18 protein-coding genes are annotated in these 22,091 nt (G+C 46.3%); 7 read left to right on the top strand and 11 right to left on the bottom strand.

Translation table 11 applies throughout. The annotated features are described in order from the left end of the window. Positions 1-149: 149 nt before the first annotated feature. A complete protein-coding gene (locus tag P2W70_RS08705) occupies positions 150-944 on the top strand; it encodes a phytanoyl-CoA dioxygenase family protein (protein ID WP_276481052.1) in 795 nt (264 codons plus the stop codon). Here P2W70_RS08705 and P2W70_RS08700 read toward each other — a convergent pair. Together P2W70_RS08700 and P2W70_RS08695 are read right to left on the bottom strand one after the other, a co-directional pair. Next, a complete protein-coding gene (locus P2W70_RS08700) occupies positions 937-1,635 on the bottom strand; it encodes a response regulator transcription factor (protein ID WP_276481051.1) in 699 nt (232 codons plus the stop codon). The genes P2W70_RS08705 and P2W70_RS08700 overlap by 8 nt on opposite strands. Then, on the bottom strand, positions 1,632-3,131 hold the full coding sequence (locus P2W70_RS08695; protein ID WP_276481050.1) for a sensor histidine kinase: 1,500 nt from the start codon (positions 3,129-3,131) through the stop codon (positions 1,632-1,634). Before P2W70_RS08695 ends, P2W70_RS08700 begins: the two co-directional genes overlap by 4 nt. A gap of 125 nt (positions 3,132-3,256) precedes the next feature. Here P2W70_RS08695 and P2W70_RS08690 point away from each other — a divergent pair, with 125 nt between their 5' ends. Continuing rightward, positions 3,257-4,447, top strand: a complete 1,191-nt coding sequence (locus tag P2W70_RS08690; protein ID WP_276481049.1) for a DUF3738 domain-containing protein — start codon at positions 3,257-3,259, stop codon at positions 4,445-4,447. Between the two features lie 18 nt (positions 4,448-4,465). On the opposite strand, the gene P2W70_RS08685 is transcribed toward P2W70_RS08690, so the two are convergent. Further along, on the bottom strand, positions 4,466-5,287 hold the full coding sequence (locus tag P2W70_RS08685; RefSeq protein WP_276481048.1) for an ATP-grasp domain-containing protein: 822 nt from the start codon (positions 5,285-5,287) through the stop codon (positions 4,466-4,468). A 94-nt stretch (positions 5,288-5,381) separates the two neighbouring features. On the opposite strand from P2W70_RS08685, the gene P2W70_RS08680 reads away from it, so the two are divergent. The 3 genes from P2W70_RS08680 to P2W70_RS08670 all read left to right on the top strand — a co-directional run bounded on the left by P2W70_RS08680 (position 5,382) and on the right by P2W70_RS08670 (position 7,594). Continuing rightward, positions 5,382-6,245, top strand: a complete 864-nt coding sequence (locus tag P2W70_RS08680; RefSeq protein ID WP_276481047.1) for an AadS family aminoglycoside 6-adenylyltransferase — start codon at positions 5,382-5,384, stop codon at positions 6,243-6,245. 146 nt (positions 6,246-6,391) lie between these two features. Next, positions 6,392-6,727 (top strand): bacillithiol system redox-active protein YtxJ, encoded by a 336-nt coding sequence (ytxJ, locus tag P2W70_RS08675; RefSeq protein ID WP_276481046.1) that lies wholly within the window; start codon positions 6,392-6,394, stop codon positions 6,725-6,727. 150 nt (positions 6,728-6,877) lie between these two features. Continuing rightward, positions 6,878-7,594, top strand: a complete 717-nt coding sequence (locus P2W70_RS08670) for a porin family protein (RefSeq protein ID WP_276481045.1) — start codon at positions 6,878-6,880, stop codon at positions 7,592-7,594. A gap of 12 nt (positions 7,595-7,606) precedes the next feature. On the opposite strand, the gene P2W70_RS08665 is transcribed toward P2W70_RS08670, so the two are convergent. The 4 genes from P2W70_RS08665 to P2W70_RS08650 form a co-directional block, all read right to left on the bottom strand. Beyond that, positions 7,607-9,091 (bottom strand): TolC family protein, encoded by a 1,485-nt coding sequence (locus tag P2W70_RS08665; protein ID WP_276481044.1) that lies wholly within the window; start codon positions 9,089-9,091, stop codon positions 7,607-7,609. Between the two features lie 77 nt (positions 9,092-9,168). Further along, positions 9,169-10,395, bottom strand: coding sequence for an HlyD family secretion protein (locus tag P2W70_RS08660; protein ID WP_276481043.1), 1,227 nt, complete (start codon positions 10,393-10,395; stop codon positions 9,169-9,171). 124 nt (positions 10,396-10,519) lie between these two features. Continuing rightward, complete coding sequence (locus P2W70_RS08655) at positions 10,520-11,524, bottom strand: ABC transporter transmembrane domain-containing protein (protein ID WP_276481042.1); 1,005 nt, start codon at positions 11,522-11,524, stop codon at positions 10,520-10,522. Between the two features lie 97 nt (positions 11,525-11,621). Continuing rightward, complete coding sequence (locus P2W70_RS08650) at positions 11,622-11,966, bottom strand: hypothetical protein (protein WP_276481041.1); 345 nt, start codon at positions 11,964-11,966, stop codon at positions 11,622-11,624. Between the two features lie 256 nt (positions 11,967-12,222). On the opposite strand from P2W70_RS08650, the gene P2W70_RS08645 reads away from it, so the two are divergent. Then, positions 12,223-13,323: a BamA/TamA family outer membrane protein gene (locus P2W70_RS08645; protein WP_276481040.1), complete on the top strand. Its 1,101-nt coding sequence runs from the start codon at positions 12,223-12,225 to the stop codon at positions 13,321-13,323. A 206-nt stretch (positions 13,324-13,529) separates the two neighbouring features. Here the strand turns inward: P2W70_RS08645 and P2W70_RS08640 are convergent, their stop codons facing one another. Further along, positions 13,530-15,323, bottom strand: a complete 1,794-nt coding sequence (locus tag P2W70_RS08640) for a T9SS type B sorting domain-containing protein (protein ID WP_276481039.1) — start codon at positions 15,321-15,323, stop codon at positions 13,530-13,532. A 564-nt stretch (positions 15,324-15,887) separates the two neighbouring features. Between P2W70_RS08640 and P2W70_RS08635 the strand changes: the two genes are divergently transcribed. After that, the gene (locus tag P2W70_RS08635) at positions 15,888-16,673 is read left to right on the top strand and encodes a DoxX family membrane protein (protein WP_276481038.1); all 786 of its coding nucleotides are present in this window, start codon (positions 15,888-15,890) and stop codon (positions 16,671-16,673) included. A 358-nt stretch (positions 16,674-17,031) separates the two neighbouring features. Here P2W70_RS08635 and P2W70_RS08630 read toward each other — a convergent pair whose 3' ends face one another. From P2W70_RS08630 to P2W70_RS08620, 3 genes are all read right to left on the bottom strand, one after another. Further along, positions 17,032-17,823, bottom strand: coding sequence for a hypothetical protein (locus P2W70_RS08630; RefSeq protein ID WP_276481037.1), 792 nt, complete (start codon positions 17,821-17,823; stop codon positions 17,032-17,034). Between the two features lie 244 nt (positions 17,824-18,067). Beyond that, positions 18,068-19,759, bottom strand: coding sequence for a DEAD/DEAH box helicase family protein (locus tag P2W70_RS08625; protein ID WP_276481036.1), 1,692 nt, complete (start codon positions 19,757-19,759; stop codon positions 18,068-18,070). Next, positions 19,740-22,025 carry an ATP-binding protein gene (locus P2W70_RS08620; RefSeq protein WP_276481035.1) on the bottom strand — a complete coding sequence of 762 codons (2,286 nt, stop codon included), beginning with the start codon at positions 22,023-22,025 and terminating at the stop codon, positions 19,740-19,742. The genes P2W70_RS08625 and P2W70_RS08620 overlap by 20 nt, the downstream gene beginning before the upstream one ends. Between the last annotated feature and the right edge of the window lie 66 nt (positions 22,026-22,091).

The raw sequence follows: 22,091 nt of genomic DNA, 5'->3' as shown, positions 1-22,091 counted from the left end.
TGGGTGGTTTTGTTACAAGTTACGTATTTCTTACCTTTGGCTTCTATGAGGTACGCAGTTACATTGGGCTAATCATCTGCTTTCACATCTTCTTTAGATTCTATCCGCTTCTGTGCGGATCTATTACCTCATTTTTTCAACTGCATACCATGTCATTATTCAATGCCCAACAATTACAACAATTCATAGAAAAAGGTTTTATTCATTTGCCACAGGCGTTTTCTACGGAGACGGCTGCAGCGGCCCGCACGATCCTGTGGAAGGCGACGGGATTGGATCCCAACGATCGCAGCACGTGGACACAACCCGTTGTCAGGATCGGCGAGTTGAGTTTGCCGCCCTTTGTTGCAGCCGCCAATACCCCACCCTTGCATCAGGCTTTTGATGAACTGGCTGGTAAGGGGCTTTGGATACCCCGCAATAGCCTGGGTAGTTTTCCCATCCGGTTTCCTTCTACTGAAGCACCGGGCGATGATGGATGGCATGTAGACGTTAGCTTTCCGGGAGAGGATGCGGCCAACTATTTCACCTGGCGGTCGAACGTGTTTTCACGGGGTCGTGCATTGCTGATGTTGTTTCTTTTTTCGGAGGTAGGAGACAACGATGCACCTACGCGTATACGGGTTGGTTCGCACCTGGCTGTGGCGCAGCTGCTGGCGCCCTATGGAGAAACGGGACTGTCGTTTATGGAACTGGCCCAACGGCTTACTGGTACTTCTGAACTACCTGTTGTACACGCTACCGGCATGGCCGGTGATGTATATCTATGTCACCCTTTCCTGGTGCATGCGGCGCAAGCGCACCAGGGAATGCAGCCTAAATTCATGGCACAGCCACCACTGGCCATTCATGGCCAATACGATCCTTTCCGAGCATCCGGCTCCTTTACGCCGGTGGAAGCGGCCATCAGAAAAGGCGTGGGCTTACCCGTTAACTTCAGCTGACAAGCTTATACCCTACGCCACGAATGTTCATGATCTTGACGGCGGGGTCCTGGCTGAGGTATTTGCGCAGGCGGGTGATGAATACATCGAGGCTGCGACCGGTAAAAAAGTCGTCGTTGCCCCAGATATGCAGCAGGATGGATTTTCTATCCATGACCTGGTTGCGGTTGAGCAGAAAGAGTTTGAGCAGTTCTGCTTCACGGGCGGTGAGGGAAATGGTTTGTCCGTGGTGCTGCAGTAGGGCCTGGTGGTACAGGAATACATATTGCTGACCGATACCGACTGGTGTTGTGGTATCCGCATCGGGCGTGATGACGGTTCTGTTTTTACTGATCAGGGCTTTGATGCGTACTACCAACTCTTCCATGCTGAACGGCTTTTTGAGGTAGTCGTTGCCACCGCTTTCAAAGCCGGTCACTACATCCTGTGGAAGTGATTTGGCGGTCAGGAACAGAATGGGGGTTTCCATATCGGTGGCCCGTACCTGGCGTGCCCAAGCAAAACCGTCGGCATCGGGCAGCATGACATCGAGCAAGATGATCTCGGGTCTTTGTGCGTAATAGGCTTCCAGTCCGGCCGATGCCGTAGCACAGTGTGTCACGGCAAAGCCCCTGCTTTCGAGGCTTTCGCGAACGATCTCTGCGAGATTGAGTTCGTCTTCGACAAACAATATGGTGCGCTTGTTACTCATGCCTGCCAGACTATTTTGAAAGTACTGCCTTTACCGGGTTTGCTTTCGGCCATACACCAGCCGCCATGCCGCTCGATGATGTGCTTCACATAATTGAGGCCCAGGCCGTACCCTTTCACTTTGTGAATATTACCGGAAGGTACGCGATAAAACTTATCAAATACATGGGGCAGGTCACCGGCATCGATGCCAATACCATCATCTTTTACGGTGATGATGTTGTAGCCTCCTTCGCGGTAATAAGCGATGTCGATGGCAACTTTCTCAGTCGAATACTTGACAGCATTATCGACCAGGTTGCTGACGACATTGTACAGGTGTAGTTTATCAGCCTTCACCCATGCAGTACCTGCCCGGTTTTCGTATTGAAAGGTGATCGCTTTTCCCCCGGCCAGCGTATACTTACCCGTCAGCGCTTCGATCATTTCATCGACATTGACTTCTTCGGTGTTCAACTCAAAATCCTGCCGTTCGTAGATGGAGATGTTCAGGATCTTGTTCACCATCTCCGTGAGCCGATTCAATTCCTCCCGGGAAATGTTGAGGTAACGTTTTGTCTTTTCGGGACTTTGCAGGGCACCAAAGCCCTCCATGGCATCTACTGCGGCGGTAATGGTAGCAATGGGTGTTTTTAATTCGTGCGATATATTGCTGATGAAATCGTTCTTAATGGTCGACAGTTTTTTCTCCCGACGGATAATGCGCAGCAGGTACCACAATGCCAGTACTACGACGGCGAGCAGCACGACGGAGGCGATGACCATACCCGTCATTTTACCCAGGAGGTAGCCCACTGGCGGCTGGAACATGGCACGCACAAAATTGATGTTGTTTTCGGCCCTGTAGGTGGGAAAGGATTTTGTGATCACCGGATAGCGGCGCTGCAGGCTATCGGGAAAACGGGTCCTGTTGAGCGTGCTGTCTTCGTCGGCCATCATCAGGGTGAATGGCTCTTGAATGCCTCTTTCCTGCAACAGGGTTTGATAGATAGGACGCAGGCGGGCTGTATCGAAACTGAATTGTTTGGCTTTGTTGCCTATATAGTGGCCAATGGCCTGAGTTCTGAAAAAAAGGATGTGCCGCTCCAGGTCTTCTTCCCGGTAGGTGCGGGTAAAACGGCGGGCGACTTTTTCCCGGACTGAATCGGTCTGCGTGAGAATCGGGGCATTGAGGTCCTTGAGCGAAAAAGAAAACCGGTCGCCTTTTTCCGTCTTATCTGCCACCGTGTAGACATGGGTACTATCGCCTGGCCGCCACTTACTGGTAATGATCACTTTGTTGGTGTCCTTCACGTACTGATAGATCAATGCCTCGATGGTATCATTGCGTTGCTTAAATTCTGTTTTGATCGCATCTTCAAAAGCCAGGTTCGCATCTTTCTCAAACCTTTCTTTGTTGACCTGGTAATAATTGACGAGCCACCCGGACTGCAGTGCCAACACCATGGCCACCGCAGCAACACATACGATAAAAATTACACGGGTGTTCTTTTTCATATATACCAAATGTAGGGACGTGGCGGTGAGGATTCAATTTCCGTTAACATAAAATAACAAAGACTAACAATCCCGATAACCCTGTTTGCGGCGGCGGATGTAGAGTTTTGCGTAAAATTAATGTTATGCGCTACACCCTGATCAGCCTGTTGATGCTGGCAACAACCTTTGTAACCGCCCAGCCCCTGTTGAAGGTAGGAGATCTTTTTCCGCAGGTCGTGATCCGGCCGCTCCTCAATGCACCCGTAAAAACACTGGATGTTCACAATAGCAAAAGCAAGTTCCTGATCCTCAACTTTTGGGGCACCTGGTGCAGCCCCTGCCTGCCAGAAATGGACAGTCTGGCCAAACTACAGGCTAAGAATGCCACTCACATGCAGGTGATCGCCATTTCGAACGAGCCGGTGGACCGGCTGCAACGATACCTGCAACGAAAACCGTCTTCCTTGTGGCTGGCTTCCGATACCACCTCGAACCTGTATCTACAGTTTGCGTTTTCGTATGTAGGGCAGTCTGCTATTCTTGATGATCAGCGCCGCATCATTGCCCTGGTGAGGACGGACTCTATCAACCAGGCGATGATTGATAAACTGGTACGCCGGAAAACGATCCGATCTTCGGCGGAGACCGGTGTGCAAAAGAATGCGGAGGATGAGACCAATGCCGTAGATACCGCGATGGGGATGCAGGTGACCTGGGGCAGCTACCGCAAGGACTTGCCTGCGATGTCGAAAAGTTATAAAGGCGGTCCTTTTTACGGACGCCGGTTGACCTTCATCAACCAGTGTGTGCCGGCCATCTATCAAAACCTGTATGACCTCTCTTACCAGCAGGTGATCTATGAAGTGCCCCGGAAAGAGGTTTGCGACTGGCAGCAAAGGGCGAGTCTGAATGTTTGCTTTGATGTGTTGGTTAAGCCGGAGCAAAAAGACAGTCTAAAGATCATCATGCTGGATCTGCTGGCCCGCTTATCGCCCATCAAGACCAAACTGGAGCAACGGGAGATGCCGGTCTATGTACTGCGCCGGTTGCCGGATGCACCAGCCTGGAAGGAATCGCTTGATACAACGAATACCTATAGCTTTAGTGGCAGGGGCTTTCAGGGAGCGGGCATACCCTTGAAACCTTTTGCAGATTATGTGGCCAATGAGTTGCAATTGCCAGTCATCGACGAGACGGGGTTGACGGGTCGGTATGATATTGAAACCACCAACGTATTGCGTAACGAGGAGGAAGTGAAAGCCGCCTTGCAAAAGCTGGGGCTGACGGTAGAGAAGACCAACCGCAAAATGGATGCGCTGATCATTTATCAATAGACTTGGCGCTGGCAGGGATCATGTGGTGCCTGCCAGTTCTTGAGCGACAAAGTTGGTCACTGAGCTGACGATCTGGTTTATGTCGGCGGCATAAAAACCGGCACTATTGAGGCAGCCACATTCTACGATATACAGGCTGTCCCCGGTGGCACAGATATCCATTACAAAAAATTCATGCGGTGTGTATTCAAGACAACGTTGCTCCGCAAAGGCAATTACCTCAGCTGGACAACCCCGCTCCTTTTTCAGGTGAAAGTCCTGGCGGTATTGAGAAGCGGCCACTACTTGCTTGTTGACGATCCAGAGGCGCCATTCATACCGCAGGTGGTAGGGCTGCGACACGATGATCTTGCTATCCTTCGTCAGGTTGGTATTTTCGATGGCTTGTAACCTATTGAACCATTGGCCGATCTCTTCAAAACTGTGGACCTCACCTGAAAATGATTTGCTATCATCGTCGGGCCGTATGAAAAACAGTTGATCGTGTGGATGTTCCTGCGTCATCAACGTACTAAATGTGGTCACCTGCGCCCCATGGTTCAGCATCTGAGCACCCCAATGGGCAAAGTAATTTTCCATCGAAAAGGTGACCGGATCGAAAAAGAACCCCTGGTGCACGGAAGCATCTGCCAAGACCAACTCACCCAACGTCGTAGATCCGTAAAACAGGTTCAGCGGTTTGCGCGCGAAGGCAGGTAACTGACCGCTAAAGGGGATGATATCGATATCTGTATGCTGCACGCCAATCGCCTCACAGGCCTGCTGCAATTGGTGCAGGTCATTTGTATTGGTCAGGTTGCGTTGCAACACCCATTGTAGGTGGTTAAAATCGGGGTTCATGTGATAAATATACAAACTGGCAGCGCTATTCGCAAATGACGCTAACCGGGCTTTCCGTATTTTTATGTTCTTTGCATAAAAACTTGCCAACCCGATGGAAAGCAGATCAAGAAAACTAGCCCAGGTACTTGAATGGGCAACAACCAATGAGGATGTCAGGGTTGTATTGCTAACCAGCTCGCTGGCCAATCCAACGGCACCGGTAGATGATTTCAGTGACCTCGATATCGAATTGATTTTCGACAATATGCATGTTTACCAGGATAACAATAGCTGGATTACCCTGTTTGGCAGCCCTATATCAATGGTGGAAGAAAGCGAAGCGGCTTTTGATGGTAAGCATGCCATGAAAATGGTCCTGTACGACGACCATGTAAAGATAGATTTTAAACTGTACCAACGTGAGCAGTTCTTGCAGGAAGTAGCGAACAGCGAGCTTCCTGAAGATTGGGATATCGGCTACCGGGTACTGCTGGATAAAGATCAACTAACCACCGCCATGCAGCCTCCCACCTATCAATCTGTCGTTATCAAGCCACCAACCGAGCAAAAATTCAGGCAGGTGCTGAACGATTTCTGGTGGGATACTACGTATGTAGCCAAATGCCTGACACGGGATGAAATTTTCTATGCCAAATTTATGTCGGAAAACATGATGCGGACCGACTACCTGGTGCCTTTGCTGGAATGGTATATCGCTATGGAGCATCATTGGCACATCACCACCAACAAGCATGGCCGGCTATTCAAAAAATACCTACCTGCTGACCTATGGCAAAAGGTGGAAGCTACCTTTTCTGGCAGCGATATCGAAGCCAACTGGCAGGCCCTTTTTGCGTATGGAACACTGGTGCATGAGGTCGGTACTTCCCTGGCCGATCGATTGGCGTTTGACTATCCCCTGGCCGTAGAACAGCAGGTGATGAAGTACCTGCGGGAAGTGCATTCGAAACGATAATCTACCAGGGCTTTCCACAGCTGGGTGGCGGTCGGTGAACTTTAACTTTTGCATAACCTAACCAAACTGATTTTCAACACATTACAGCAATACCTAGGTAGCTACCCCACTTCCAGGATACAGGAAAAAGCTGTAAATTTGCGCCCATGAATGAATGGAATACTGTGACCAATCAAGCGGATTTTTATACCCTGTTGGAAAACTCATCGGAAAAGCCCCAGATCATCTTCAAAGACAGTCTTACTTGTGGCATCAGCGCATATGCCAAAGAGCGATTACAGACTGGTTACGACCTCATCAAGGACAAGGCCAGCTTTCACTACCTCGACCTGCTGACCTTCCGTCCGATCTCGAACCTCATCGCCCAAGAATTGAAAGTAACCCACCAATCGCCACAGATCATTGTGCTGAAGGATAAGAAAGTAGTGTACACCACTTCCCATCATGCGATCAATCCGGCGACGATTGCGCAACATCTTTAATGTATAGATAGAGAGGAAGGCACAAGAAAAGTAAGCAGCGACCTTTATCCATACAGGTTGCCGTTTATACAGTAATTACCGTTTCATACAACGGACGGGAAGCATACGGTGTCAAGGCGATAATATCGTACCAATAACACCCTAGCTAACATGAAGCCATTACTGACCATCGCCGTACTCTGCCTCGCGCTCTCGGTTTCAGCCCAACAAAAAAAGCTGTTTTCCTGGACAGCACAAGCGGGCTTTAACCTCTCCAACGCTTCACTGCATACAGACTATTTACTCGGTAAAAAAGAATCGAAGCCAGGTTTTCAGGTGGGCGTCAGGGCTGATTATCATTTGAGCACTTCTTTTTCGCTACAGTCAGGTCTTTCCGTGACCACCAAAGGAGTGAAACACCGAGGAGGAGAAATGTGGATCGGTGGTACGAATGCCCCCACCACCTACTATGCCATCACGACGAACCAGGTGTACCTGCAGGTACCTTTGAAAGTGGCCTATCAAATTCCGCTAAGCAGCCAGACAAAACTCATTTTGAATGCTGGTCCTTATGTGGCTTACGGTATCGCCGGCAATGATACGCAACGAGAAACGACCCGTCCAGTGACCGTAAGAGGCGACGAGAAGTTTACAGCGAGCACGTTCAAACAGGAACGCAGAAGAAGAGGTGGCTATAGCCTGCAAAGACTCGACTACGGTGTTACCGGAGGCCTGGGTGCCACTTACCAACGCATTGTACTCTCCGCAGGCTATGATTTGGGATTGCCTGATATTGGAGAAAGTTATGGTAACGCGCCCGAGTCGCCTCAACCCCGTTACGAATACAAGAACCGCAACCTGTTCATCACAGTTGGCTATCGACTTTAAGGAGAATGGCCATCAAAAGTTTTCCCGCGTTCCCGCTTTATAATACAGTTCGGCCAGTGATTGCTGATAGCCAGCAATCATCTTGGCACGCTTGACTTTCATATCGATGAGCTTGGTCTCGCGGCTGTTGATCAGGAACAGGGTGCTTTCGCCCAGTTTAAATTTCTGCTGCTCTGCATCCAGTAGTTGTTGCTGCTGCGCGATGCTGGACACCTGTATCACCAATTGATTTTTATAAGCTTCCAGCTTGTTGTAGGAAGTAAGGATGCTGTTCCTGATCTCCCGGTCGGTTTGTACCAGGTCGAGCTGCAATTGATCCTGTTTGATGATCACCGAGCGAAGCTTGCCGCGTTCGGCACGCAGGAATAGGGGAAATGCCACATCGACTCCCACTTTATAATTGCGCCAGCCAATATCGTAATACTTTGGGTCGAAAATGCCGAAGCGGTTACGGGCTGTTATCAGCGTACCGCTGATATCGATCCGTGGTTTCAATAACTCGCGTCGGTAGGAGCGCTCCACATCCAACGTAGCTGCCTTTGTACGTATTTTTAATAGCTCGGGATGTTTACTCGCGGCATGCCGAACAAGTGTATCGATGGCCACGCGGTCTGGCTGCAGCAGCTTTTCATTGGGTTGTTCGGGAATGGCAGCCCCTGGCAATTCCACCGGTGATCCTGTACTATCCCACAAATGATTACTCAACAAGAGCCGACGATTGCTTAGTTCAATGCTCAACCGGGCCAGTTCTATCTCCCGCTCCTGCACAGTGATCCTGGCTTCTACAGTGTCGATAGGTGGCTTATCGCCTATGAGCGTTTGTCCGCGCAAAGCCACGAAGCGGGTGGACGCCAGTTCAACGCCATCTTTCAATAGTTCATATTCGCTGTAGGTCTGGTACCAGCTCCAATAATCGCTAACGGCTGTATACCATACGGAGAGGATCTGTTTTACCCGCTCTGCCTCTGCGTACCGGGTCATCAGTCTGCTTTGCCTTAATACATTCCGGCGGGCGTCGATGATCAACCCCTGACCGAGTGGAATGGAAATACCTACTCCACTCAATCCCTCATCGGGTGTGATGTACTGCGGATTTACGTTGTCACCCACCACACGATCGTACCCAATTTTCAGATCGGCTCCGGCGAACCAAAGCGGCACTTTGAGTTGATTCGTCCAATTGGAGTAATAGTCGCGGTTGCCGAATTCTTTTCTATCGAAGGAACTCTGTAATAGGGGATCAAATTTCCCCAGCGATTGCAGTACACCAGCCCTGGCCTCCTCGGTCAATAGCGCAGCCTGACGAACGATCGGGTGGTTCTTCAATACCAGTTGCTGGAACTGCGCCAATGAGAAGATATCGGCCGTATCGGGTGTTTTTTCTTTATGGACAACATAAGCAGGGAGCTGTTGCCAGGTAAGCCCCGTCACCGGCTGCGCTTGTGCCAGGTGAAAACAACCCAATACAAGTATATAGATGATAATAATACGCGTCATGAGTTAACAATACGGTTTGTGGCGCTTATTGCCTGATACAGCAAAAGCGTTCATGGATGATGGTAGCCATCCTGTGATTAATTGGGCGAAGTTTGCTTGCCAGCATTGGGTTCTTTTTCCAGGCTTGGTGGAAAGCCGTTCAACTGCCGCCATATCTCGTACCACAAGGGAACGGGGCGAAGTATCACCCTGCCGAATACACCCGACCCTTGCCGTAAACGATCGGGCCAAACCTCATCCCCTTCGGGCGTAGGGTTCGTTTGCCGCACCAGCAGACGGTATTTTCCATTGGCGCTGCTGACCCGGTCTATCACGGCCACTCTGCCGGCGAATGTGCCTACGGCCACCGCTGGCCAGCCTGAAAACTGTACGGAGGGCCAGCCTTCAAATTGCAGGCGCACATCGCTGCTATCCTGGATCAGGGGAACATCCATGGCATCGACATAGATCTCTACGGCAACCTGCGGCTGTCGCGGTTGCAGGGTAGCGATAGACTCCCCTTCTTTGATATTCTCTCCTACCCCGGCCTTGAGGGTTTTTACAACAAACCCACTTTGCGGAGCACGTACTACGTACAAACCCCGACGGATGGTGACGTTGGAGATCTCATTGCGTAGTTTAGCAATATTGCCCTGTGCTGATACCTTGCTAGAAAAGGCAGAACTCAGATCAGATTGGGCCTTGGCCAGTGACTCCTGGTAGCTGGCCCGGATATGATCGAGATCAATCGTAGCGTTGATCAGGTCCTGCCGGGAATTGCTGAGTTTATTCTGCGCGCTGATGACCTTGGCATAATCTTCCTGCAGTTTCAGCCTACGGGTTTCTATATCCGTTAGAGAAAACAACCCGTTTTTAAACCCTTCTTCATAACGCACCAGTCGTGCACGACTTGTTTCATAAAACTTCTCGATTGCCTGCAGGTCAGCGCTGTCGATGGCCACCACATTGGTTCTTTGTATCACTTTATTTTCAGCGGCCGACAATTGTAATTGTAAGCGGTTGGTAAGGGCACTCATCTGGGTGCGGGTAGCATCCATGCGTTGGTCAGCCGCCTCTTCAGTGCCCTTGGCCGAATTCAGTTGCTCGGCCAGTCGCGCGGGTAATTCCGGATCGAAGTAAGATTGGCTAGTTTCCGACAAAACGAGGATCGTATCGCCCTGTTCAACTTCCTGACCATCCATTACTGCCCAATACTCTATACGTCCACCTATCTGGTTCTGTACAGTCTGGCTACGGTCTTCGGGCCTTAGGGCTGTCACCAGCCCACGGCCAGGGATCGTTTGTCGCCAGGGTAAAAACAACATAATTATAAATAAGCCCAGTGCAACCAACAAGATCCTTCCGAGGTACTTTGACCTGCGCGGCATCAATAATGCCTTGTTGGTGCTTGGGGTAAGATTATCGAAATAAGCCTGTTCAGGCATATGCTTAGTGTGCGGCATGACTGTTTTTTATTTCTTCAATTTCGAGGTCGGTTACAGCCGCGAGCTTTTCGCTGCCGGTAACCATGTCAAAAACCGTGTTAAGATTGGTGAGCAATTTTTCGATCGCATAGCCGATCTGCACGATAATAACTTCTGCTGCGACGAATTGCCCCAGGGTCATTTGCCGCTCTACTACAAACCAGGATCCTAGTAACAGCAGGCCACCCATCAGCAGGGTTCTCATCACTACGGCGCTGGCAAAAAATCTACGCAATATGCGGAAGTGGCTATTGCGTGCCTGCAAATAATGTGCATTGATCTTATCTGTATCGAGTATCACTTTTTGCCGGCTTTCTTCTTGCTTATAGTGCCCCAGATTGCCCGCTACCTTTTCGAGGTAGGCGACCAGATCGTATTTATGTGCCGATTCTTCAATACTGGTATCCACTCCCCTGCGAAAATACAGTAGTACAATACCGGCGATGATGAGTATGGTCAAAGCGCCCATCACAATAAATATCGGGTGATAAAACGCGAGTAGTACCACACTGAATACGACAGTGACTCCATAGGCGACGATATCTACCAGCAGTTTGGTGAGCCCTTTCTGTATTGTCAGGATATCGAAGAACCTGTTTACGAGCTCAGGAGGGTGTGTACCTTCCAGTTCCTGCTGTTTGATGCGCGGCAGTCTATATGCAAACTCGATCGCTGCTTTGGTGAAGATCTTTTGTTCGATGGCCTCTACCAGCGTCAACTGGCAGATCATTATGATACCGGCCAGCACCACACCAATAATGACAACTGCGATCAGGATATAAGTAGAGCTGTATAGCGCCCCATTCATCAACAGGTTGAAAACGGCCGTGATACCCAGTGGTATGCTGAGACTGATAAGACCGGTCAGCAAGGCGTATAGAAAGATATAGTTGATGTGCACTCTTTCAGGGTGCAACATATTGATCAGACGGCGCCAGGGTGATGGGCCGTTACCATGATGACGTTTCATTGAATTGAGCAATTTGGTGTTCCGGTGTTGGGATAACGCATGATGCAATCACCTGTCTCGAAACGAGATAAGAAAACAATAAGAATATACCGATGATTTAAGCCAGCGTGGCAAGTGGAGGTGGAGTGAGTACGCGCTGGTAAAGACTGATCGGGCTGGAAAACTGGGATGGATACTGCCTGATGGTAGAGATCCGTGCAAAGGGTTGTGCAGCGAGTTGCAATTCACCGGACTCCATTTCGGTCCAGGATTTTTTGCAACCTTTCAACAGGTTTTCCTTCTCGGTTTCATTGTCTTGCGAGGAATTCTCTTCGGTGTCCATGGCAATGTTCTTGCTATTCAATATGGCATAGTTCACGCATAGGATAGATTTACCGTACAATACGGTCATCATCAACAGGGCGATGAAATACTGGCAATATTTACGGCAAAGGATATGCATTGTTGTTGGGGGTACTGAACCCGCTGCTGACAAAAATAGCCTTCATCGGGTGCAATAAGTATTAGAATATTCTAATTTGAATGAAGAGCACGATAAGTGGATAAAAAACGCCCCAAAGTATCGTAACCTTGTGATATATTATCGGGTTAACAGAAGAATTTAATGAATGATTGTTAATATTCTGAAAAGATTGTCCAACAAGCGAACGGGTTTATGCCGGTGCAGACTGCCGATGGCTGGCGTACTGTTGTTATTTATGTTACCGGTGACTGTGCTAGGACAGGCCAAGTCGGCCAGCTGGGCGAGCAGGCAGTTCAACAAATTCTTCAACGACACGACTTCCTCTGCAGAGAAAAGTTTTAGGGTCTACCCCACCCTGGGGTATTCGCCGGAAACAGGTGTGGAACCAGGCGCTTCTGCCTTGTGGTTGTTTCGAGCACGAGGTGACAGTACGAACCGGTTGAGCGAAGTACAGACCTTTGCCTTTTTTACCTTTAAAGCACAATTTGGTCTATGGATCGATAACGCGATCTACGGTGATAAAGACAAATGGTTTTTTCTTGGCAGGACGAGGATTCAACGATTTCCGCTTCTATATTACGGCATCGGCAACAATACCTCCGGCGATCATCCCGCTGTGGTAGATGCGAACTATATACTACTGCGCCAGCGGGTGTTACGAAAAATCAAACCCAATCTGTTCCTGGGGCCGGAAGTAGATTTTCAGCATTTGTTTGGTGTGGCTTTCAATCAACCGGAAGGAGGACCAGCTCATACCTTGCCTATTGGTAGCAGCGGCACCACTAACCTGGGCGTGGGCGCGGCACTCGTGTACGACGACCGGCACAACGTATTGAACGTACGGAAGGGCTGGTTTGGCGAGATCGGCTATCTCGGTTACACTCCATCGCTTGGGAGTGACTACCGGTTTAGCAGTGTGAATGTGGAAGTACGGGCTTTTCATCCTATAGCCCGTAACAATGTGTTGGCCTGGCAGGTGTTGGGCAATTTTATGCAAGGAGATATTCCATTCAATCAACTGGCATTGATGGGCGGCGAGATGATGATGCGGGGTTACTACCAGGGCCGGTACCGTGACAAGAATATGCTTGCGGCACAGGTCGAATACCGTCTGCTGCCTTTTACCTTCAGCAAGCGCCTTGGCGCTACCCTATTTGCAGGCACGGCTACAGTGGCCCCCACCGTCAGTGCCTTCCGGCTCGACCGCGTACAGTTTGCGGGAGGTGCTGGTTTACGTTACCTGCTGTTTAAGAAAAAAGACATCTATATCCGGCTGGATATGGGGCTAACGAAAGAAGGTCCAGGCTTCTATTTCTTCACGGGAGAGGCGTTTTAGATGGTTGGGCTGGTACAGCCACAAACCTTCTACTGTTTGCGCGCTATAGGTATAATTTTGAACCGTTCAAGACATGTAATCACTGTCACAACTAACAATCCCCAATCGCAGTTGGGAATAACAATAAATCGTTAAGCTTCCGTTTGGAACAGCTTGCGAGGGGGATAAAAAAACTGACAATCAGCGAGAAATATAAGGCGATTAGACTATCTAATTAACGAGACAAATCCTTTCTGTACTATCCGCTGTCCATTCAGGGTTTCCATGACGAGTGTATATGCATAAGTCCCTATAGGTTGCGGAATTCCTTTTACGCGTCCATCCCAAGCTGTATTATTGATGGCGCTTTCAAAAACGATCTGGCCATAGCGATTGTAAATGGTCAGCTGCACCAATCGGTTTCTTACAGATGGCGGTACGCGGAAAACGTCATTTTGCCGGTCGCCGTTTGGTGTAAACGCATTGGGCATATTGATCGTAAAAGCACAGTCCTCTAAAATTTCGACACTATCGCGGACGGTGGAGCAGGAGTTGGTAACAGACACCCAGTAGTTGCCTGGTTGCCGGATTACGTACCTGTTGTTGGATGATATACTTCCCATCCAATTATATGAGGCATAACCTGGAGGAGCTAGTAACACCACCGAATCTTTGTCTTTCAGGCAGTCATCTGGTCCGAGGTCAACTGCAGGAGATGCCGAGAAACGAACGGGGAAATAAACAATGCTGTCGCACCCTTTTTGGGTCGTATAAACAATGGGGTAAGTACCTGAGGTGGTAACTACATAGTTATTGGGCAATGTATAAGACGTAGCATTACACAGTTCTTTTGTAGCTGCCGTATCAACCACGTCTTCGCAGCAGGAAATTTTACATAGTGTATTACTGGTAAAAGGATAGTCAACCATGTTCAATGCCACAATACCCTGCAGGCTCGCGGGGTTTACGTCTACATCCAGGTTGAAGGGTTGTTGTACAAACGAACCTGACACATCCGACATCGATAATGCCTTCGGACCTTCTAGGCAAGAAGCAGCTCCCTGTAGATCGGTTTTAACCAGGTGTGGATCGGTGCTGCCTCCATCGTGTGTGAAACTGAAAAAATAAAAACCATAAGGTGTAGCCAACAGGTCTTTGGTTTCCTGGCTTCTTCCGGTTTGAGGGTAGTTTTTTTGCCACACGATGGCTCCGGCTGCATCGATCTCCATTAGTGCCGGAGCATCGGCATTGTCGAACAGGATTGCCTGGTGACCGTTTGTGCCTGTTTGTACAGCTGCGCTGGCATAGATGGGAGGTTGTGCACTTTTGTAGGCAAGCACTTGCAGCAGGCTACCGGTTTTGTCGGTCAGGAAATTGAGCACGCGGGTAGACTTGCGAAAATAAAAATAAGCCGTGTCGGCCTGCGAGGTTATAAAACTAAGATTACCGGACGGGAGTTCGGTTATTTGCGCGACAACACCAAAATTACGTTCGCGGTTGGATGGTGTTCCGTTCCATACGTACAATCGTTCCCATTCAACGAGGCCAGCATCGTAGTGTATGCAGGCGGCATAATATCCTTCCCGGGTAGTGACGCCCGGGCTTCCGATGTCATACAGTCGAATGTAATTGGCCACAGCTATATTGCCATTCTTCAACCAAGATAGCCGCGGAGCTGCATACCCCCCACCCCGGCTACCGGCATGAAGTCGCAACGTCCATTTGATACCTCCATCTTTTGTGATCCTGCAAAGGATGTTTGCACTATTTACAGCAGCGGCGTAATTCACGCCCATAACGAAGTCGCCATCCGGGCCGGCCAACATATCTGCAATGTCAACCACCTTTTCACCGACCAGCATTTTGACAAATACACGCGACCACAATATATTACCCTGCTTATCGATCCGCATCACAAATCCGAGCTGCGTGATGATGCCAGGCGGCACAGTAGTGGTATCCACATTGCCGATATTACCGGCCACCATATATCCTTCGTTGCCGATTGGCAGCGCTTTCACAAATCTCACATAGTTATACAGGACGGACGTATAACGCCTACTCCACAACAACGTTCCCTGGGGAGATAAAAGCGTAACCCATCCATCCAGCAATACTGAATTGGGGCGCATTACTTCCCCGGCCAACAGCAGTTCATTTTTACCTGTCAATACAGCGCGTTGGAGATTCTGGACGGTAGGCGTTGTATAGCGAACGTGAAAATAGTCGCTGATGCATACTTGTGCAGCGCTACTTGTAGGAAGTAGATACAGGAGTGAGCATAACAAAGGCCACAAAGATATCCGGCAAGGCATGAACGTTCATTAGGACCGAAATTACCTGCCAGTGATGGTGAAATGCTTTAGGGAATCCTTCATCCATCGAGGCTGCGGCAACGATCCGGCTATGGTAATTTAAGCTTATTGGAGCGGATAACCAAGAGGTTGATTAGCCGCTGATCGATTCTCCGTGTAGTTTAGTACATCGGAATCAGTCGTTGGTGCTGGTTTTACCATACAATGGCTATTTGGAAGACCTTTAAGCAAAGAAGGGCCTGTATGCCTTTAACCAAAAAAACAACTAACATGAATTCTACACTAATCATTATTGCCCGTAGCTTTTATGCGGTAGCACTGGTGTTTTTCGGCGTGCAGCAATGCGTTATGGGTAAACTGATAGCAGGCCGGCCACTGGCTTGGTCTGCGCAAACGGGTGGTGAAGCAATAATTGCTTATGCTTCGGGCGGACTCATGATCATTACGGGGATACTGGTGCTGCTGCGTAGTCAGCATCAGCAAGGATTGATGGTGGTCGGTGTTCTGTTGCTGGCTTGTGCGGCATTACCCAACCTGGTAGAAACGGTGATCAAGGGCAACTACGGTACCTTGCTAACGAATACCGGTAAGTCGTTTACGCTGGGGTCAGGTGCATTCCTGGTATTGAGCACGTTTAACTACGGTACCGCGCAACAGCGAACTGCATTTTTAGTGGTCTTGAGATCCTCGTGCCGGTATTGCCTGGGAATATTTCTGCTGGCCAGCGGCATTCAACATTTCCTGTTTGCTGACTTTGTGCAGTTGCTGATACCAGTCTGGATACCTGGCGCGGCATTTTGGGTATACGCTTCGGGTGTGTTTTTGATACTATCTGGCTTGTTGTTACTGATTGGTTGGCGGCTTGTTATCGTGGGCAAGATCATCTCCCTGGTGATCCTTTGCTGGTTCTTTGTATTGCACCTGCCACGGGCGATTGGCGAAGCAGGCAATTCGAATGAATGGACGGCGGCTTTTGAAGCGTTGGCGTTTAGCGGACTGGCATATCTATTGTCGGAGTTGCGGGTTATAGGAGGAAGACAATCTATGGTTCAGTAGGCACCAACAAAAAAGCCTCACATTTCTGAGAGGCTTTTTGCGGACCGGACGGGACTCCTTCCGGCCCATTATAATATTGATTATCAATTATTACCCAAAACTGTCGCGCTTTTTGTCGCGCTCTCTTTCAATCTGCAAAGAACTTTACTCTGCTTAGGTTTAGCTTGGTACAAGTTACCTTAAATATACGAAAAAAGATACTTCTGCGTATTCGAGCCAGTGGAATAAGGTATATTGACTTTTTGGGATTGATTAATAAGTGTGGTTACTTAAAGTTAATCCCAACTGTCAGATCAAATCTTGACTATTTCATTTAACTACATACACATATCCCTTCCCCATGTTGTACGAAGCCTCTTTACTGAATCAACTTTAAGACCTCTTCCGGTCTTACATTAATAACGAGTCGTTTGTTAATGGACCCCCCAATACAAATACCACCAAAATAAAATTCATTCCTAATTTTAAAAAAGCAAGGAGAGCCAGAAAACCCGCCGCCCATTGGACTTTTTTCATTTGGCTTCATTAAATAGTTTATTTTATCAAAAGTATTGATTTCGGCATAGTAGTTAAGCGTTGAGTACTTCTCTAATAAGTTTCCAAATGATATCGTTGGCACAGTTTGTTTAATCTCTCTTATTGTAGTCCCTGCCAAATTTGGATAGCCATACATAATTACAGTATCTATTGAATTCTTGTCTACATCATCAAAAGTTTTCACAAACAAATCAACGGATTTAATCGAAAAAGGAAGTTTGCTATCGACTTCATAAACATACACTTCTGGTTCTTTCGTGAATGTTGTTGATTGAGCTAATTTCTTAATCTTCGAGATGTCTATATGTATTACTCCAGAATCGGCGCCACATTCTCTACAAGCAATAATTGAAATAGAATCTGGATAATCTTTGTCGTCCTCGCCAGTTATAGTGTTTTTACCGTTAAAAGTATGTCCGGCACCAATCAAAAATAATCTGTCATTCTTCCGTATGAAAAATCCTGTAGCAGAATATCTAAACTGTCCGTTATTAGAATAAATTAAATAACTATACTTTCCCAGATCACCAGATAGTACCTGTCCATAAATCATTTTTGGAATAAAAAAACAATAAAGAACTGTGAAAATATATAGGAATGAGGCTTTCAACATGAATTGTACTTTAGAGTGGCAAATCAAGATTACTCATATCTCAATCTTATAAGAGTGGATTAATGAACAACCAAAATCAAATGATACTTCAATTTAATCTATCGTTTAACTTAAGCGAAAACTAAGTTTCAGATCTTTAGCGTCTCAGTATTGAGTAACCTACCAGGCTAAGAATTGTCGAAAACAGAAAAATTATCTTATATAGGAAATGCCTTAAATGAGAACATAGTGCTTTTCGAAAAACTTACATTGAATCTAAATAAACTTCCTCATCTTCGTCCATTTCTTCAGAAATATCTTTCGTAACAAGGTCAAGAAAGTTTGTAGTTTGCTCAGAGGTAAACGTAAGTTTGAAGGCATCGTTAAAATACAATTCTTCAATTTCATAGCGCCTCGCTTCTTCAAATTCTTGCTGAAAAGATTTCAGCCTTTTTATCCTTCTTATGTCTGCAACGAAGTCCTGAACTACCAATTTTTTGCCTTCTTTGTAGCGAAGCCCTCTGCCAAGCTGTTGTAAGAAGTAAACCCTACTGTGTGTGACTCTTAAGAAAACGATATAATCAACATCAGGAACATCAACACCTTCATTTAACATGTCATAGCAAGTTAAAATACAACATTTACCAGTCCGGAACTCGCGCAACCTTTTAGCCCGTTCCCTCGAGTCCTTAACTCTTGTCGTTAAAGACCAAACAGGCAATTGAAAATTTACTTTCAATAGCTTTTCAATCCTCTCTGCATGTTCGCTGCTATTACAGAAAATTATTCCCCTTTCAAGCTTTCTGTCATTCCAAATTCTGTATACTTCTTCACAAACAGTATCATCTCGTTCAGGCAAAAATATTTTCTTATTTAACTGTTTAATCGTGTGCCCCTTCCGGCTGTTCTGGGTTATCCAATCCTCATCTATGTTATCATTGTGCAAGTGGTATTCCACTTTCGCCAAATATCCTTTCTGTAAAGCTTTGTAAACTGAATAGTAAACCAAAGGTTGTCCAAAAACTTCGGTCACGTCTCTTTCATCTTTCCTAAATGGAGTTGCAGTTAGTCCAAGTAAGAATTTCGGCTCGAGCCTTTTTATTACTGCCAAATATGTCTCAGCAGGCGCATGATGAGCCTCATCTACGATTACAACATCATAATAAAATCCTCCTATCTTTTTGTAAAAATCCTGAAAGCTTTGAAAGGTTGAGAGTGTGACACCTTCCAAAAAGGTTGGTTTCTCAGAATCATAAAGCAAATGCGTTGCAATCCATTTCGGAAGATTAGACCAGATAGCTCTATCAAATTGTTCAATCAACGACTTTGTGTTTGCCAAAATCAAGACATTAAGGTTTGGATTATTTTGGTAAAGCCAACGCAAAAAAGTGGCGGCAACAAAAGTTTTGCCTAAGCCAGTGGCTAAACAAATCAATCCATGTTTGTCACCTCTCGAATATGCTCCTTGAAGCTTCGAAAGGGCTTCTGCTTGGTATACTTTTAATGCTCGATTTTCTGTTGCCCAAGGTGGAAGTTGTGTGTATGTGTCGTAAATACTTTTTGAAAGAAAAGTTTGAATATTGTACCCAGTACCCTGTAAAGTCTTCAGCCGCAAATTTTGAGACTCCGAAATTGATCGGTTTGATGCAGCAACCCCCCTTTCAATTCCGTAATACTCCATTGCTCTTTTTATATCTCCAATAATATCAACAGAAAGAGGTTTGTTAGTTTCTGAAAATTTTGCTTGGTAAATAAATTCAAGAAGATTTCCATCATCATCACGAAATGCTGCAATGATGTCAGCACCGTGGTCCCCAGAGCCGCCTACCAACTCATTTATTTCCCACCCGCAGTGCATAAGCAATCTGGCAATCCCTCGTTCAAATGCTTGCCATGTGCCCTTGGATAGCCGTTCAGTTGAAAGGAATCCTTTTGAATCATCTATTAATGCTTCCATCTAATATTTCTATACTGTACCGATTACGAATAATTTGTTGCTTTTGCTTTTTCACAGCTTCATCACCTTCCTTAGACAAGTCATTCATAAACCATCGGACATCGCTAAAATATCCTGTGTATTTTTTTGATTGGTGTTGTTTGCTTTCATCATCTAACTCTACATAAGGAAGATTGAAAATTTTCCCATCGTAAATCACATCAGGAAACTCCTCGACGAACCTAAAAATGTAATTTAGATCAAGGTACTTCATATACTTCGTATTCATAACGAAGGCATTAAAATCAGAAATACTCTTTCTTTCCAAGTCAAGATACTTTTTCTTGATAGCTGCTTCATCAGCGGAATGTAGATTTGGTTTCCTTGGCAAAAGAATCCCTTCTCCGCTTACTAATTTATTTTGAATATCCCTCAACAACTTACTCGCTTTAGCAACTAAATTTGGCACATTTAACATTGTTTCAAGAGCATACCTCGATTTCAATTCATAATAAATTCGGGTAACAGTCCATTCATCAAAATTATTCTTGGCTTGGGCATATTTAGAAGCAACTTCCATGAATATTAAATCTTCATAGCCATCAGCAAAATCCCTAAACATCGGGTGACTATTATTCAAATAAACATTGAATTTCCACATAGCCCCCTGCGATTCAAAAATGATTGGAATGCTCAAATCGTTTTCAGGATAATAATCAATAAGTGTTAAGTCTATTGGTTTTTCACCGATCAGCTTTTCAATATCATATCGAAGGGCCTTCTTGAACAGCTTTTTACCTTGATATTTTTCTGGAGCAGGTGCGGGCCTACTTGTTCCTGATTTAGTACTGGTCGCTTTCCCTGTGGGGTTAAGCGGATTAAAAGTTGATTGGGTATCTTTTAAATCTGCTTTTGTAACAGCCTCCCACCATTTGGTGTCATCTTGATAATCTACATCACCTTCGTAAAATTTATTTGCCCAATTTCTCGGCGTAACATGATCGCAACTCCCGTCTTCTTTTGAAAAAACAAGAGTTTTGGAGCCTGCTACGTTCATTTTTCTGTAGGCATTAAATAACCGTCCGATAGGAGAACGATTTGGTTGTTTGAACCCAAAAGAGCTTGCAAGTTCAGGCTGTAATGGCATTTCACCACGAATGAAATCAACTACCTTTTTCCAAACCCTATCCTCCCTCTCAAAATCATCTTTTGTATATTTGGGAATAACGAAGTTTGCATCGAGCTGTCCGACAATTCGTCCTCCAGCATAGGTAGTGTCTCTCGGGTATTCAGGACTAAACCTCCCTTGCGGGTCATTTTTCCCTCTCTCATCTTCCCAGTAAAAAAAAGATTTGTCAAGTTTGCTAAGGATTCGCCCATTTCGTGAAATATCAATGCCATAATGCTCCAAATCGGAATAACGTTGAATGCCAACCCAACCCAAAATGTAAATTTCTTTCTTTACAACTTTTCCAATGGTATGGCAATGTGGGCACTCAATATTTAAGGTAGTGTCAACGGTCTCTCCCAACCAAGAAAAACAGTTTTCGCAAAACATTTCATCACATAAATGTTGATCAATCTCTATATAAGAAGGAACATCATCGTATTTATGCTTGACGGAACGCTTCTTGTCCCAAACACAAAATTTAAATGGCTTTACTTCTTCTTTATTAATTAGAACTTTTATTCCATACTCATTAAAAATCTTTTCAGCATACGCCTTATTCAACTCTCTACTGATTTGTTTTGATTGAAGTAGATTAGTCGCTTCAGGTTTATAATCATAAATTTCAATTCGTGTGCCCGATATTTTGTCAGCCCTCTTTTCCCTTTCTATTTTAGGGCGATGAAAAGATCCTGTTTTTTTCATTTCTCTTAAATCAATACACACACCAATCTCCCTTTCCATCTCTTCCGTTGCAGTCCAAACTTGAACTGTATTAGCAAGCCGGGATGTTGCGACATTAAAACCCATTCCAAATAACCCAAGATTTGAGTTTGTATTTTTACTTGAAAAACCGGCCCTAACAGCATTCTCAAGCTGCTCTTCAGTCATTCCAATTCCCCAATCTTCAACAATCAAAGGCTGATTTTCGATTATCCTTCCTTTCGTTGGGATATAAACAGAAATTACTTTCTGATAATCTTTCAGTTTGCTGCTATGATTTATCACGGCATCAATTGAGTTGTCAACCAATTCAGCAACACATTGCCATCCTTTGAAAGGTATTTTCCCCAGAAGATCAAGCAAGGCGGGGCTTGGTGTTAAGTCAAATTGTTCCATATAAAGGCAAGCTATAAAAAGCAAAGGTTATTGTATACATGAACAAAAAGTATTTCCTTCTCTTTT

It is taken from the genome of Paraflavitalea pollutisoli, from assembly GCF_029360705.1.
Taxonomy (GTDB): domain Bacteria; phylum Bacteroidota; class Bacteroidia; order Chitinophagales; family Chitinophagaceae; genus Paraflavitalea; species Paraflavitalea pollutisoli.
The sequence above is the reverse complement of the archived record's forward strand: the minus strand, read 5'-3'. Positions and strand labels throughout refer to the sequence as shown.

Excerpts from the sequence above, each read along its gene's own strand:
- ytxJ (WP_276481046.1), top strand. The coding sequence starts at position 6,392 with ATGAATGAATGGAATACTGTGACCAATCAAGCGGATTTTTATACCCTG.
- P2W70_RS08625 (WP_276481036.1), bottom strand. The coding sequence starts at position 19,759 with ATGGAAGCATTAATAGATGATTCAAAAGGATTCCTTTCAACTGAACGG.
- P2W70_RS08700 (WP_276481051.1), bottom strand. The coding sequence starts at position 1,635 with ATGAGTAACAAGCGCACCATATTGTTTGTCGAAGACGAACTCAATCTC.
- P2W70_RS08680 (WP_276481047.1), top strand. The coding sequence starts at position 5,382 with ATGGAAAGCAGATCAAGAAAACTAGCCCAGGTACTTGAATGGGCAACA.
- P2W70_RS08650 (WP_276481041.1), bottom strand. The coding sequence starts at position 11,966 with ATGCATATCCTTTGCCGTAAATATTGCCAGTATTTCATCGCCCTGTTG.
- P2W70_RS08685 (WP_276481048.1), bottom strand. The coding sequence starts at position 5,287 with ATGAACCCCGATTTTAACCACCTACAATGGGTGTTGCAACGCAACCTG.
- P2W70_RS08630 (WP_276481037.1), bottom strand. The coding sequence starts at position 17,823 with ATGTTGAAAGCCTCATTCCTATATATTTTCACAGTTCTTTATTGTTTT.
- P2W70_RS08620 (WP_276481035.1), bottom strand. The coding sequence starts at position 22,025 with ATGGAACAATTTGACTTAACACCAAGCCCCGCCTTGCTTGATCTTCTG.
- P2W70_RS08705 (WP_276481052.1), top strand. The coding sequence starts at position 150 with ATGTCATTATTCAATGCCCAACAATTACAACAATTCATAGAAAAAGGT.
- P2W70_RS08655 (WP_276481042.1), bottom strand. The coding sequence starts at position 11,524 with ATGAAACGTCATCATGGTAACGGCCCATCACCCTGGCGCCGTCTGATC.
- P2W70_RS08645 (WP_276481040.1), top strand. The coding sequence starts at position 12,223 with ATGTTACCGGTGACTGTGCTAGGACAGGCCAAGTCGGCCAGCTGGGCG.
- P2W70_RS08665 (WP_276481044.1), bottom strand. The coding sequence starts at position 9,091 with ATGACGCGTATTATTATCATCTATATACTTGTATTGGGTTGTTTTCAC.
- P2W70_RS08670 (WP_276481045.1), top strand. The coding sequence starts at position 6,878 with ATGAAGCCATTACTGACCATCGCCGTACTCTGCCTCGCGCTCTCGGTT.
- P2W70_RS08695 (WP_276481050.1), bottom strand. The coding sequence starts at position 3,131 with ATGAAAAAGAACACCCGTGTAATTTTTATCGTATGTGTTGCTGCGGTG.
- P2W70_RS08660 (WP_276481043.1), bottom strand. The coding sequence starts at position 10,395 with ATGTTGTTTTTACCCTGGCGACAAACGATCCCTGGCCGTGGGCTGGTG.
- P2W70_RS08635 (WP_276481038.1), top strand. The coding sequence starts at position 15,888 with ATGAATTCTACACTAATCATTATTGCCCGTAGCTTTTATGCGGTAGCA.
- P2W70_RS08690 (WP_276481049.1), top strand. The coding sequence starts at position 3,257 with ATGCGCTACACCCTGATCAGCCTGTTGATGCTGGCAACAACCTTTGTA.